Raw genomic sequence first — 13289 nt, 5'->3', positions numbered from 1 at the left:
CTATCCCCTCTCTTTCCTTTGAAAATGTAATGCCTCATTCTTTAAAAGTTCTTCATACGTGCCGCTTTTTATCATTTCCCCTTTATTTAAAATAAGAATATGATCCATCTGTTTCATCCAGTGAAGACGATGTGTTGCAAGAAATACTAGCTTACCTTCAAACAGACGTAACATCGCTTGCTTTATTTCAAATTCAGTTTCAATATCAAGATGTGCTGTAGGCTCGTCTAATAAAATAATTGGCTTTTTGCTTAAAAGTGCACGCGCCATAGCGACACGTTGTTCTTGCCCGCCACTAAGCATACGTCCACCTTCTCCAATTCTTTCATACATCCCGTTCGGAAGCGATGTAACGAGTGAACGAAGACCAACTTCATTAATAACTCTTTCCACTTCTGCATCAGTTGTATTTGTTTCATAGAAACAAATGTTATCTTTTAATGAAAGCGGGAAAATATAAGGTTGCTGCGGAATATAAGCAATATTCTTTTGCCAATCTTCTCGAGTAGACCCGTCAATTTTCACACCATTTATTATCAGCTTTCCACCCGAAGGAGTTAAAAATCCTGCTAATACGTCAATTAACGTCGATTTCCCTGCCCCACTTTCACCAATTACACCTATAGCGCCGGTGCCTTTCCAAGTAAAATCAATTCCCTCTAATATAGCTTTTTCAGATTCATTATTCTTTACTTTTACATCTTGTAATTTCAAGTTACTAGAGGCATTCCATATTAAACCTACATTAGATTCTTTCGTTCCTATTTCTTTTTGTTGCTGTAAAATCTCTTCTATTTGCTCCATTGCAAGTTGTCCATCTAACGTAGCATGATAATTCGCTCCAACTTGTTTAATTGGCAGAAAATATTCCGGAGCTAAAATTAAAATCGTAAGGGCTGGCAATAGTACAATTGTCCCATCTATTAAACGTATCCCTAATCCGACCGCCACAAATGCAATGGATAAGCTCGTAAAGAAATCTAATGCAAAAGAAGAAAGAAAAGCAACTCGCAAAGTACGCATCGTTGCTTTTCTATACCTTTTACTTACTTTTTCAATCTTTCCTTCGTGTTGTTTACTTTTCCCTAAATACTTTAATGTTTCTAATCCTTTTAACGTATCTACAAAATGATTAGAAAGTACTCGATATGTTTCATATTGGCTATCTGCCATTTTCTGCGCTGCTAATCCTAGTAGGATCATAAATGTAATTACGATAGGAATCGTTACAACTAAAATGATTCCAGACTCAATATCTAACGTAAAAACATATAGTACAATTAGTCCCGGTACGATACTACTTCTAATCATTTTAGGAATTGTTAATTCAATATATGTTTTAAATTTCTCAATACCTTCAATCGATAAGGTAACCAGATGACCTGTTCCAGCAGTTTGAACATACCGTGGACCTAATGTGAAATACGCCTCTATTAATTGTTTTCGCAGTAGCGATCCTGTTTTTTCAGCGAAACGTTCCACTAATATTTGCGAAATTCGAACTAGCATATGACGTACTGCAAACGTGATTCCAAAATAAACCGTTTCATTTAACACAGATTGCACTGTTTCTCCTTGAAATAAAAACGTAATAGCCCGTGCTAAAAACACTGTTTGCCCAATAATACTTATAGCTTCTAAAATGCTAATGATTGTTAACACTACATATAAAACTCGGCTACCAGGATACGACGGAAGTCCTCTTTTTCTTTTCATTAGTACTCCAAATCTTTATCTGACTTAACAGGTTGTCTAAACACATAGAAACTCCATATTTGACTTCCCAAAACAAATGGCAATATAGCAATTGAAAAATACGTCATCAGTTTTAGTGCATAATCTCCCGATGCTGCATTATAAATCGTTAAATCGTATATTGACCCTAACGAGCTAATTAAGACACGTGGGAACATGCCGGCAAACACACTCGCACTTAGTAAAATGATTGTTAAACTCGTCATAACGAAAGCCCAACCATCTCTTCTTCTTTTATTTAATAATGTTGACGCACATAATGCTACAAAAGCTCCAATCGGAACCATAATCCACTCTGTACCATGACCAGTGAAAATATCTGTTTTCCATAACCCTACACCGGCAAAAATAAGAAGTGCTATAATTGCAAGCGGTGCAATTTTCAACGCAGCAATACGTGCACGTTCTCTTAACTTACCAGTTGTACGTATAGTAAGGAATTGCAATCCGTGAACAATACATAGCAGAAGGAACATAACTCCTCCAAGTAATGCAAATGGATGAAGTAATGGTAAGAATCCACCTACAGCATTTTTCGTTTCATCAATTGGAATACCTACCATAAAGTTAGCAATTGCAACTCCCCAAAGAACAGGCGGTAGTAAACTTCCTAAAAACATACCCCAATCCCAAAAACCTTTCCATTTATGATTGTCTATTTTCGCACGGAATTTAAAGGAAACCCCTCTTATAATTAAAGCAAGAAGCATAAATACAAACGGAATGTAAAACCCGCTAAATAAAGTTGCATACCAGTGCGGGAATGCCGCGAACATAGCTCCACCAGCACAAACAAGCCATACTTCATTCGCATGCCAAAATGGGCCAATTGTATTTAAGTAAATTCTTTTCTCTAAATCGTTTTCCCCTAAAAACCTTGAAACTATACCTACACCGAAATCGAAACCTTCAAGTACAAAGAAGCCTACGAATAAAACTGCAATAATGATAAACCACAACTCATTAAGAGATAACATACTCTTCCTCCTTATCAAATGGATCATGGCTTTGAGAATCCTGTTTCGCTTTCTTATTCTCATGTCCTTTAATAATACGAACGAATAAGTAAATAGTGATTCCACCTATAATTAAATATAGTGATGTGAATGAAACTAAAGAGAATAATACTTCTCCGAACGTAACATTTGGAGATACAGCATCTTCCGTTTTCATAACACCGAAAACTACCCAAGGCTGACGTCCCATTTCAGTCATAATCCATCCTACTGTATTACCGATAAACGGTAGTGCAATTGCATACACCATTAATTTTAAATACCAAGTTTTTTCAGCTAAACGATCTTTTCTTGATAAGAACCATCCGTATGCTCCTAGAAGAAGCATAAATGTTCCACTCATTACCATCGCTCTAAAACTCCAGAACATAGTGTGTACTGGCGGTATATAATCTCCAGGCCCATATTTTTCTTCATATTGTTTTTGAATTTGATTCATCCCTTCTACTTGACCACTAAATTTATCAAATGATAATAGACTTAGCATATAAGGGATTTGAATTTCAAACGAATTTTCTTGCTTCTCTGCATCAATTTTCGCAAATACTGTAAATGGCGCTGGATCCTCACTCGTATTCCATAACGCTTCAGCTGCTGCCATTTTCATTGGATGCGTCTTAATTAATTGTTGTGCTTGCGCATGACCAAAGAATAATACTAACGCCGTTGTAAGTGTTCCAACAATGATAGAAATGCGGAACGATTTTTTAAACACTTCAGTTTCTTGAGCTTTCGTTATTTTCCATGCACTCACACCCGCAATAAAGAATGCACCAGTTGCAATCGCAGCTGTAATTGTATGCGGGAATTGTACCCATAATTGTGGGTTTTGAATAATCGCTAAGAAATCATTCATCTGTGCACGTCCATCTGCTGCCATTTCATATCCTACTGGCGATTGCATAAATGCACTTGCAGTTAAAATCCAAAATGCTGATAACATTGTTCCAATTGAAAGGAGCCAAATACATAACAAGTGAATTCGCTTCGGTAATTTGTCCTCACCGAATACCCATAAACCTAGGAATGTAGACTCTATGAAAAATGCTAATAAGCCTTCAATTGCAAGTGATGGACCAAACACATCACCTACGAAACGTGAATATGTTGACCAGTTCATGCCAAACTGGAATTCTTGTAAAATACCAGTTACTACACCTACCGCAAAGTTAACTAGGAATATTTGTGTCCAAAACTTCGTCATCTTCTTATAAATTTCTTGTCCCTTTACCACGTATAACGTTTGCATTAACGCAATGATAAAAGCTAAACCAATAGACAGCGGAACAAAAAAGTAATGGAAAATCGTTGTTGATGCGAATTGTATTCGTGCCAATTCGAGCGTTTCCATACTACAATCACTTCCTTCATAATTTTTTATATCGTAATTTCAATTGAGTTGTATGAATAAAACAACTCAAATCTTAGAAATATAGAAAGATAAATTTGTTTATGTACTTTTAGAAAATATAATTTTTCAGTTTTCAAGATAATTACAAAAAAACTTTCTCATAAAATTTACCTTTTCACTATTTCAGTAGTGTTTTATCCGTTAATCGAATTGTATAATATACCTGCATAGTAAATTCAGCTGATTTTTGACGTATTATTGACATCATTTTGTCTGAAATATGTCTTTTGTCATTTTTTTGAATTAGATTTTTCTCATTACTAAAATGTATTTTTTTAATATAAGACTTACTCTCATATCAATAAAAAAATCAGTTTTCTCTACATACGCTTGACTTTTTCACGAAAAAATGTCCTCTTTACCAATGAAGAAATCAGTTACTTTTTTGTCAAGAGAAAAATACATTCCTAAAATTCAAACACGAAATAATGTTATTCAAAAATAGAAAACCCCTTCCCTCTTTCTAGACTGAAAATTCATTTTTTTGTCATTTTTTCAAACAAAATTAATACATAAAAAAATACCGAGAATCGATTAGACTCTCGGTATTTTTCAAATTATTTTGCTGTATGTTTTCTAACAGCCGGTAAAATTTCAGTAGCAATTAATTCGATATTTTTCTCAATTTTATTAAGTGGCACACCACCAAAATCAATTTGTGCCATAAAACGTTGTTGTCCAAACAATTCATATTGGTAAAGCATTTTTTCAATAATTTGTTGCGGGCTACCAACCATTAATGCGTCACGATAATCTACTGCATTTGTAAATTGTTGCTTCGGATACCCACCACCACGCAGTGTAAGCATACCAGCATTAATATGAGGATAGTATTCACTAAACGCATCTTGTGAATTTTTTGCTGTATAAAATAAACTCGTTGTTGCAACTGGCAAACTTGCTGGATTAAATCCACTTTGCGCCGCAGCCTCACGATAAGCATCTACTGATCCTTTAAAGTTAATAGCTGGACCACCTAGTGTTGTTATCATCATTGGTACACCCGCACGTCCTGCTTTAATCGCACTAGCTGGTGGGCCACCAACTGCACGCCAAATTGGTAAGTTATTATTTTTAGCTCTCGGAATAACCGATGCATGTGCAAGCGGCGCTCTGAACTGTCCGTTCCATGTTACATGTTCCTCTTTATTAATTTTTAATAAAAGTTCCATCTTCTCTTCAAATAGCTCTTCATAATCATTCACGTCATAACCAAGTAAACTATATCCCCCAATACGAGATCCACGACCAGCCACGATTTCTGCACGTCCATTAGAAATTAAGTCAATTGTAGCAAAATCCTCATACACTCGTACCGGATCAGATGTACTTACTATCGTTGCTGAACTTGCAATTTTTATATTTTTCGTAGCTTGTGCAATAGCTCCTAAAATAACTGTATGAGCTTGCGTTGTAAAATGCGTTTGATGACTTTCACCGACAGCAAATACATCAAATCCAGATTCATCCGCTAACTTTGCTGTTTCAATTAATTCATGAATTCTTTGTTCTGCACTAATTTTCTCTCCGTTATGTGGATTTAAAACATGATCCCCAATTGAATATAATCCAAACTCTATTCCTTTACTTGTATCCATACGGTATTTTTCCATAGTTGCTCTCTCCTTTAATTCAGTCGTATTCATTTTCTTCAATCACCCATCACTTGATTAGTCAATTGATAGTGAAAAAAAATTACTCTTGCGGCAATTCTTTTTTTTCACTATGCTTATGAACTTTCGTCATCAGCTCGTATAATATTTTCTGCTCTTCTTCATTTAATACATCATCAAAAAACGATGATTGAAATGCAAGTTGCTCTGGCAACGCTCTCTCTAAAGCTGCTTCCCCTTGCTCTGTAAGACTAATTGTTTTCGTTTTCCAATCTTGTTTTCGTACAATATATCCTTCTTTTTCAAGACGAGTTAGCATTCGAGAAATACCGCCTTGTGTAACAGTTACCTTTTCAGCTAACTCCATTTGTGTGAGTGGCTGATACGTACGTATTTGCAAAAGCACATCAAATTGAGCTGTCGTTAAATCAAACCGTTTTAAAAACTCATTTGACATCTGATTACTTTGGTTCGTAAATCGTATTAAACGTAACCATATTAATGACCCTATCGTATTATCACGCATATTTGATCACTTCCTATCGTGAATCTTACTATCACTTTACCACTCAAGTGATAGTAATGCAAGAAATAATTACATTTTTTATATAACTCAACTTACTTGTACTTAACTAAAGGCATCAATCGTGTAGTATTAGGTCTACTTGCCATTCTCTACATCTCCATAAAAAAAGGATTAAGCTCCAACGCCAATCCTTATCATGCATTTATTTTTCGTTTTCAAAACAGTATATTTGAAATTCACACCATCTAATCTATTATTTTCTTTTATCGTACCGTAAATTCATTTGAGCATACCGTCTTCATGTAAAACCTGTATAAGTTTGCATAAAAGGCCCTTGTTTACACCAATCGGACTTTTACGGGATAAATCATTTAAGCTCTACTTTTACTTCCTCTTTAGACATAACATCAGGTCTATAAATTAATTCAAGATTAGAATCACCTTTTTTCGCTTCAAATGTTATAGCTCCTGTTAACTTACCGTTTGGATCTACATCTTTAATTTTAAAAATATTTTTATTGCTAGTTGAAAATGTATGGTCCACAATACTTCCATCGCCTCTTTCAAGGTAAAAATCCAATGGGTTAATTCTAACTTTTTGATGACCAATATTCTCTACTGTAACATGAACAATAACAAACTCATTACCTTTTTCCAGCTTATCATATTCTGCCACTTGTGCTATTTGTACTTTATGGACTGTTAATTTTTGATTTCTAATTTCAGTAGTTTTTTCAACATTATATTCTCTTGTATCTTCATTCTTCGTATTTTCTTTTTTGGCACTACTTTGCTCTTCCTTAGTATCATTTGATACAGTTTTAGCTACTTCTTTCTTCTCATCACATGCCGATAAACTGAAAGCTAACGTCCCTGCTAAAGTGACTGTCGCGATTTTTTTAAACATAAATTCCCTTCCCCCAATGTGAAAATGATAAAAATCCCCAAAAACTATATACTATACTAACAGATAAACGAACATTATATTGTCGCTATGTGTCGAATGTAGTAAGGCTATGTATAAGTATGAAGTCTTACTCTGCTTCATCTCTCAACTGTTCGACATATGATAAAATCTTAACAATAGATATCTACCTTACTTACGAACTCTTTCTTCCCATAACTATGAGTATCATAAAGTTTTAAATAAGAAAAAATTCAAATAAAATGATAAAATTAAACAAAGCACTAGTATAAAGGTGGGCAGAACATGCATATTTCTAAACAATTTATAAAACCATTTCCTGAATATGAAGACATATTTTATGATGATTTAGAACAACATAAAAAGCACTTTTTACCCATTTGTTCTATAAACTTACAATGTATTGAACCGGAATTGGACGAATGGTTACATATTGTGTCAGCAAAAGAAATCCATGATGGTTGCGTGGGTGATTTCACCAAACCATTTCACACAAATTTTACGAAAGCAGATACATTAGGATTCAATGTCATTAATGGAAAATATAAATTTGAAGCGGATTGGAATTATTTCGAAATCGAACAAAATAATTCTGACATAATAGAACAAGCCTACGAGAGTAATGAAAGAAATTATCAAATCCGTAAAGATTATTTTCAACGTAATCAAAAAATTTATCCTTATTCTAGCTTTGGAAAAGAATTTACATCTGTAGAAGTATTAGAACGAGAGTTTGCCGAAAAACAAACAAATGGCTGGGGATTAAATTATCCCGTGGTAAATGGTATCCTAAATGATGTTCGTTTTATGACAGAAGAAGGTAAAGAATTATTAGAAGACTGCGATAACGAAGACGAAATTTTTGACTTTACGAATCTTCTATATGTACCAAAAGATGAATATGGACATCCATTTACATATGTTGGATTTGTTACAGGATATTATTTTCAAGCTTATGGTGCCGATCGTATTTACTTATTCTTTAATAAAGAATTAAGAAAAGCAGTAATTTGTTTTGAATATACATAAGATAATTAAGAAAAGTCCATTTTGAACATTATTACTTGACTCAAAATGGATTTTTTATAAATAATTTATTTATATTTCAATTCCTCATCTACTGTGAAATGTGTAAAACCTCATATATTGTAATATCCTCCATCTCTTCAATTTCAGGCTTTACTTCATAAAATTCAAACTGACTATATCCCCACTTATCTGGGTTATACACTATTACATTCCCTTTACAATTTTCTGTATTCTGGACATTCTTATTAAAAATATTAAATTGAGTCCCAATCAATGAATTCTTTTGAGAAATACTTCCCACATATTCAACAACATACTTACATTTCTTAAAATCACCACTTAGATTAACAACTAATGGAACACCTATATTTATTTGTTGCCACCCAAAAGATTGTAAAATATTATCGTAATACCCTTCAAAGATAAATTTGTTCATTCCTTCATGACCATTCCAAATATATAAAGGTGCATAACAGTTATAGAAATTCCCTTCCATACCTACCTCAGTAATTAAATATGCTTTGAAATTCAATTCTTGAAAACCATCCGTTTTATGCCCATTATCCTTTACCCTTTTTTTAATAATCTCCATGTCATAATCCTTTGGCAAAATGACTTTATATTGCATTCCAATCATGTTTATCACTCACTTTCTATCTTATATACACAATGATAAACCGGTGATTGACTAACGTAAAATAGGTATAAATTATGTTTGTTATCATTTATAATGATACCGTATAAGGGGCTGTGATAAATGGAAATAAATGATCTTATTATATTCAAAACTGTAGCTAGTGAAGGTTCTATTAGTAAAGCTGCTAAAGAGTTAGGATATGTTCAGCCAAACGTAACTGAGCGAATCAAAAAATTAGAACAAGAATTAGAAACTCCTTTACTACATAGAGATAACAAAGGCGTTTCCTTGTTACCTTCTGGTGACATTTTATTAGACTACACGAATCAAATATTAACTTTAGTAGAAGAAGCGAAAGATAAAATTAAAACGAGTGGTTCTTCTTATATAATCGCGACGTCACAATCTATTTTGACTAATTATGTAAGTAAGCGTATTAAAGAAAATTTCAGGAATTATCAAATATATGTAGAAAATAGTAGTCATTTACAAAAATTACTGCAACAACAAAAAGTTGATATGGTCATCACTTATGAGGATGATCCCGACGCAGCTTTTAAAAAAGTATTTACTACTTCAATTTCTATAGGCTTATTAAAAACGAAAGAAACACGTACCATTGACTATTCGCAGGAACTCTTCTTCGTTAGTAATGACAAAAAGTGCCCTTTTAGAAATAAGACGATACAATTTCTAAAAGAAAATCATTTATCACAGCGTCAACTTCAACAATTAGATTCTTATTCGCTTATGGAAGAGTTTATTCAGGACGGAAAAGGAATAGCCTTTTTGCCGATTAGAAATGATACATTGGTACCAATTGAAAATGTTCCAATTGAGAAATTAGCTGTTCATTTTTTTACAAATGAAAACTCTTTAAAACAAATCCCTGATGAACTATTTGATTAATAGAATAGCTATAAACTAATTACATACACCAATAAAAATCCCTCCTTTACGAATTTAAAAGAGGGATTTTCATATTCTATACAATTGATTTTTCACACATTTTGCTCCACTTCTGCACTTTTCTCCTTCTTACTCTGTTTCACATTCTTCAGTCTCTTAATCGTGCCAACTAATCCTTTCGGAAAAACTAGCAAGACGATAATGTACAATAAACCAAGAATAATTGTCCATCTTTCAAAAATCGGATACGCTGTGGCTAGTTCTGATAAATAATATTTCAGTGATTCAATAATTCCAGCTCCAGCAATTGCTCCAATTAACGTTCCAACGCCTCCAATCATTGTCATCAATAATGCATTTAATGTCATTTCAATTGAAAATACAGTCGTATTAACAAAGCGTAGTGTGATAACAAATAAACCACCGCTAATCGTAGCAACTACTCCTGCAACAATACTAGCAATAATTTTATAATGAAGAACTTTATATCCTAATGCTTCAACACGTTGCTCATTTTGTGAAATTGCCTTTAATACTTTTCCAATAGAAGATTTTGTGAAAAGACGTAACAGAATAAAAATGACAATTAAACATATAAGTGTTACATAATAAAACGTAAAACGATCACGGAATAAGTCTGGTACACCAAATGTAAAACCGTCCCCTCCGTGAGTGAGTCCACGCCATTTTTCAGCAAGTACGAAAAACAACTGTGAAATAGCAAGTGTTAACATTGCATAAAAATGACTTTTCAGCCGTAACGAAAGCAAACCGATTATATAACTAACAATTGCTGAAATGATAATTGCAGCTACTATCCCTATTAAAAAGTTCGTTATGGATACTCCTTGCCGATCAAATAAAAGTGCTACCCCATACGCTCCAATTCCAAAGAACATACAATGGCCGAACGATACAATTCCTGTATACCCAAGCAATACATCAAAACTCATTGCAAAAATAGCAAAGATGAAGATTTGAGTGAACAAAATTAACAAGCTCCGTGAATCATTTACGAATGGAAATACACTTAAACAAATGAGCATAAATACTCCGAAGTATACTTTAATTCGATTTGATGTGCTGTTCACCATTTCACCCCTTTTCACTAACAAGTCCATTTGGCTTCACTATTAAGAAAAATAGTAACATTAACATATTGATTGCAAGTGATAAATCCGGTATAAAATACGCTGTAAAAGCACCCGCTAATCCGACAATTAAAGATGCGATTGCTGAACCTTGTACGCTTCCTAATCCTCCAATGATTACTACTATGAAAGCTAAAATCGCATACTGCATACCCATCTCGGCGAAAATAACTCCTGAATACGGTGCTAATAAGAAGCCTCCCAACGCTGCCATCCCTGCTCCTAATAAAAAGACGAAAGAAAATATCGCTTTTACGTTAATACCGAGCGCTTGAACCATTTCTTTATCCATTACACCTGCACGGATCATTAGACCTATCTTTGTTTTTTTAAGCAATAATAGTAAGGAAATATAAATGATGATCCCAATTAAAATTACGAATAGACGATATTTAATTAATATAATACCTTCAAATGTATAACTACCTTGTAACCATAACGGTAATTTAGCACCAATTGGATTTGGCCCCCAAAATACTTTAATACATTCACTAAGTACAAGCATTCCTCCAAGCGTCACAAGAAGCTGGCGAACATGATTTCCATATACCGGTCTAATAAGGAATCTTTCTAAAATGAATCCAAGAAACATCCCCATAGCAATTGCTCCAATTAACGCTAATACATAACTACCTGTCATATTAAATATCCAAACACCTGTAAACGCTCCCCAGGCAAATAAACCACCATGTGCGAAGTTTAGAACGCTCATTAAACCGAAAATAAGTGAAAGTCCTGATGCTAATAAAAAAATGAGCATCCCTGTTGAAATCCCATTTACAAATAAATTGATTAACACATCCATCCTTCTCACCTCGGATTCATGTTAAGAGATTCCTAAATATTTGTGACACATTTCCTTATCCTCTTTTAATTCATGCATAAAACCGTTATGAACAATTCTTCCGTTATCCATAATATAAAAGTAATCACCAATTTGACTAGCCATCATAAAGTTTTGTTCAACGAGTAAAACTGTTGTTTTCTCCTTCATTTTCAAAATGGCTATCATTAATTTTTCTATCATAATAGGGGACAAGCCTTTACTCGGCTCATCAATAAGTAATAAACCATCACTATTAATAAATGCTCTTGAAATTGCTAGCATTTGTTTTTGTCCTCCGCTTAAGAATCCACTTTTTTTGTGCCAAAACTGCTTTAAATCTGGAAATAGTTCAAGCATCCACTCAATTTTCTCTTCCGCTTCTTCTCCCTTACCCCTAGCAAGAGCGAATGTTTCTTCTACTGTCAGATCGTGAAAAATACCTTGATTTTCTGGTACATAACCTATTCCTTTCCTTGAAATTAAATGTGTAGATAATCCATTTACTTGTGTACGATCATAATAAATTTCACCATGTGCGATATGGTGAAATCCCATAACCGAACGTAATGTCGTCGTCTTCCCTGCCCCATTTCTTCCAAACAGTACAGTAATCGTTCCTTTCTCAACAGCAAGAGATACCCCTTGTAAAATATGAAACTGATCTAAATACGTCTCTATATTATTCACTTGTAATAGTGCCACTATATAATCCCCCTAAATAAGCACTTTGTACACGCTCATCTTTCATCATTTCTTCGGGCAAACCTTCAGCTAATAACTCTCCATGGAATAAAACGATAAGATGGTCTGATAAACCTAGTACCATATCCATTTTGTGTTCAATTAGTACAATTGTACTCTCTGGATGTTTTTTAATATTTTCAATCACTTGTAAAATAGCCGGTACTTCCTCAACTGATATACCTGCCGTCGGCTCATCAAGTAGTAATACATCCGTTTTTAAAGCTAGTAACATCGCAAGCTCTAACTTTCGTTTTTCCCCATGTGCTAAATCTTTCGCTAATACATGTTCTTTCTCGTGAAGTAAGACTGTTTTTAAGAAACGTCTCGCCTCTCCCACTTGTTGCTTAAATTTTGCCGAACTCGGAAAAAAACTATAGTAATCTTGAACAAATGATTGAACACTTAAACGAACATTTTCAAGTACCGTTAACTCTGGGAATATATTTGTAAGCTGAAAAGAACGGCCGATTCCTAATCGAGTTCGATCCGAAATTGATAATTTTGTAATCTCTCGTCCTTTAAAATATACTTCACCCTTTGTTGGAGAAATTTGTCCACTTAGTAAATTAAATAACGTTGTCTTTCCTGCACCATTTGGTCCAATAATGGAAATAAGTTTTCCTTTTTGTACCGTTAAATTCACATCCTTAATAACATGATGCTCGCCAAAAGATACGCTAAGATTTTTCGTTTCTAGCAAATGTGTCACGAAATCCCTCCCTTTAAAGCTTTAAGTATGAAAGAAAT

The 13289-nt window shown here is 33.9% G+C and carries 13 protein-coding genes; 2 read left to right on the top strand and 11 right to left on the bottom strand.

All coding sequences use genetic code 11. From position 1 onward, the window contains the following. The 6 genes from cydD to ACU8YW_RS09545 form a co-directional block, all read right to left on the bottom strand. Window positions 1-1716 (bottom strand): thiol reductant ABC exporter subunit CydD, encoded by a 1716-nt coding sequence (gene cydD, locus ACU8YW_RS09570; protein ID WP_087982922.1) that lies wholly within the window; start codon window positions 1714-1716, stop codon window positions 1-3. Next, window positions 1716-2732, bottom strand: a complete 1017-nt coding sequence (cydB, locus tag ACU8YW_RS09565; RefSeq protein ID WP_000950075.1) for a cytochrome d ubiquinol oxidase subunit II — start codon at window positions 2730-2732, stop codon at window positions 1716-1718. Before cydB ends, cydD begins: the two co-directional genes overlap by 1 nt. Then, the gene (gene cydA, locus ACU8YW_RS09560) at window positions 2719-4122 is read right to left on the bottom strand and encodes a cytochrome ubiquinol oxidase subunit I (protein WP_000448888.1); all 1404 of its coding nucleotides are present in this window, start codon (window positions 4120-4122) and stop codon (window positions 2719-2721) included. Before cydA ends, cydB begins: the two co-directional genes overlap by 14 nt. A gap of 617 nt (window positions 4123-4739) precedes the next feature. Then, window positions 4740-5795: an LLM class flavin-dependent oxidoreductase gene (locus ACU8YW_RS09555; protein WP_426933752.1), complete on the bottom strand. Its 1056-nt coding sequence runs from the start codon at window positions 5793-5795 to the stop codon at window positions 4740-4742. A gap of 82 nt (window positions 5796-5877) precedes the next feature. Then, window positions 5878-6321, bottom strand: coding sequence for a MarR family winged helix-turn-helix transcriptional regulator (locus tag ACU8YW_RS09550; protein ID WP_001205523.1), 444 nt, complete (start codon window positions 6319-6321; stop codon window positions 5878-5880). A gap of 367 nt (window positions 6322-6688) precedes the next feature. After that, window positions 6689-7228 (bottom strand): DUF4352 domain-containing protein, encoded by a 540-nt coding sequence (locus ACU8YW_RS09545; protein ID WP_088063058.1) that lies wholly within the window; start codon window positions 7226-7228, stop codon window positions 6689-6691. Between the two features lie 303 nt (window positions 7229-7531). Between ACU8YW_RS09545 and ACU8YW_RS09540 the strand changes: the two genes are divergently transcribed. Next, on the top strand, window positions 7532-8275 hold the full coding sequence (locus tag ACU8YW_RS09540) for a siderophore biosynthesis protein (protein ID WP_088063057.1): 744 nt from the start codon (window positions 7532-7534) through the stop codon (window positions 8273-8275). A gap of 88 nt (window positions 8276-8363) precedes the next feature. On the opposite strand, the gene ACU8YW_RS09535 is transcribed toward ACU8YW_RS09540, so the two are convergent. After that, entirely contained in the window at window positions 8364-8912 is a 549-nt protein-coding gene (locus tag ACU8YW_RS09535; protein WP_088063056.1) for a DUF4865 family protein, read from the bottom strand. 120 nt (window positions 8913-9032) lie between these two features. Between ACU8YW_RS09535 and ACU8YW_RS09530 the strand changes: the two genes are divergently transcribed. Next, window positions 9033-9821 carry a LysR family transcriptional regulator gene (locus ACU8YW_RS09530; RefSeq protein ID WP_088121888.1) on the top strand — a complete coding sequence of 263 codons (789 nt, stop codon included), beginning with the start codon at window positions 9033-9035 and terminating at the stop codon, window positions 9819-9821. A gap of 92 nt (window positions 9822-9913) precedes the next feature. On the opposite strand, the gene ACU8YW_RS09525 is transcribed toward ACU8YW_RS09530, so the two are convergent. Genes ACU8YW_RS09525 through ACU8YW_RS09510 form a run of 4 tightly spaced genes read right to left on the bottom strand, consistent with a single transcriptional unit; the run spans window position 9914 to window position 13251 of the window. Next, window positions 9914-10867: a branched-chain amino acid ABC transporter permease gene (locus ACU8YW_RS09525; protein ID WP_131933559.1), complete on the bottom strand. Its 954-nt coding sequence runs from the start codon at window positions 10865-10867 to the stop codon at window positions 9914-9916. A 49-nt stretch (window positions 10868-10916) separates the two neighbouring features. Beyond that, window positions 10917-11777 carry a branched-chain amino acid ABC transporter permease gene (locus tag ACU8YW_RS09520; RefSeq protein ID WP_088063053.1) on the bottom strand — a complete coding sequence of 287 codons (861 nt, stop codon included), beginning with the start codon at window positions 11775-11777 and terminating at the stop codon, window positions 10917-10919. Between the two features lie 21 nt (window positions 11778-11798). Then, the gene (locus ACU8YW_RS09515) at window positions 11799-12500 is read right to left on the bottom strand and encodes a branched-chain amino acid ABC transporter ATP-binding protein (RefSeq protein ID WP_426933753.1); all 702 of its coding nucleotides are present in this window, start codon (window positions 12498-12500) and stop codon (window positions 11799-11801) included. Continuing rightward, a complete protein-coding gene (locus tag ACU8YW_RS09510; protein ID WP_088063051.1) occupies window positions 12478-13251 on the bottom strand; it encodes an ABC transporter ATP-binding protein in 774 nt (257 codons plus the stop codon). Before ACU8YW_RS09510 ends, ACU8YW_RS09515 begins: the two co-directional genes overlap by 23 nt. Window positions 13252-13289 lie beyond the last annotated feature (38 nt).

It is taken from the genome of Bacillus pretiosus (assembly GCF_052947655.1).
The sequence above is the reverse complement of the archived record's forward strand: the minus strand, read 5'-3'. Positions and strand labels throughout refer to the sequence as shown.

Bases quoted from the DNA above. Each gene is read 5' to 3' on its own strand.
- ACU8YW_RS09530 (WP_088121888.1), top strand. From the start codon at position 9,033: ATGGAAATAAATGATCTTATTATATTCAAAACTGTAGCTAGTGAAGGT.
- cydA (WP_000448888.1), bottom strand. From the start codon at position 4,122: ATGGAAACGCTCGAATTGGCACGAATACAATTCGCATCAACAACGATT.
- cydD (WP_087982922.1), bottom strand. From the start codon at position 1,716: ATGAAAAGAAAAAGAGGACTTCCGTCGTATCCTGGTAGCCGAGTTTTA.
- cydB (WP_000950075.1), bottom strand. From the start codon at position 2,732: ATGTTATCTCTTAATGAGTTGTGGTTTATCATTATTGCAGTTTTATTC.
- ACU8YW_RS09545 (WP_088063058.1), bottom strand. From the start codon at position 7,228: ATGTTTAAAAAAATCGCGACAGTCACTTTAGCAGGGACGTTAGCTTTC.
- ACU8YW_RS09550 (WP_001205523.1), bottom strand. From the start codon at position 6,321: ATGCGTGATAATACGATAGGGTCATTAATATGGTTACGTTTAATACGA.
- ACU8YW_RS09540 (WP_088063057.1), top strand. From the start codon at position 7,532: ATGCATATTTCTAAACAATTTATAAAACCATTTCCTGAATATGAAGAC.
- ACU8YW_RS09555 (WP_426933752.1), bottom strand. From the start codon at position 5,795: ATGGAAAAATACCGTATGGATACAAGTAAAGGAATAGAGTTTGGATTA.
- ACU8YW_RS09525 (WP_131933559.1), bottom strand. From the start codon at position 10,867: ATGCTCATTTGTTTAAGTGTATTTCCATTCGTAAATGATTCACGGAGC.
- ACU8YW_RS09520 (WP_088063053.1), bottom strand. From the start codon at position 11,777: ATGGATGTGTTAATCAATTTATTTGTAAATGGGATTTCAACAGGGATG.
- ACU8YW_RS09535 (WP_088063056.1), bottom strand. From the start codon at position 8,912: ATGATTGGAATGCAATATAAAGTCATTTTGCCAAAGGATTATGACATG.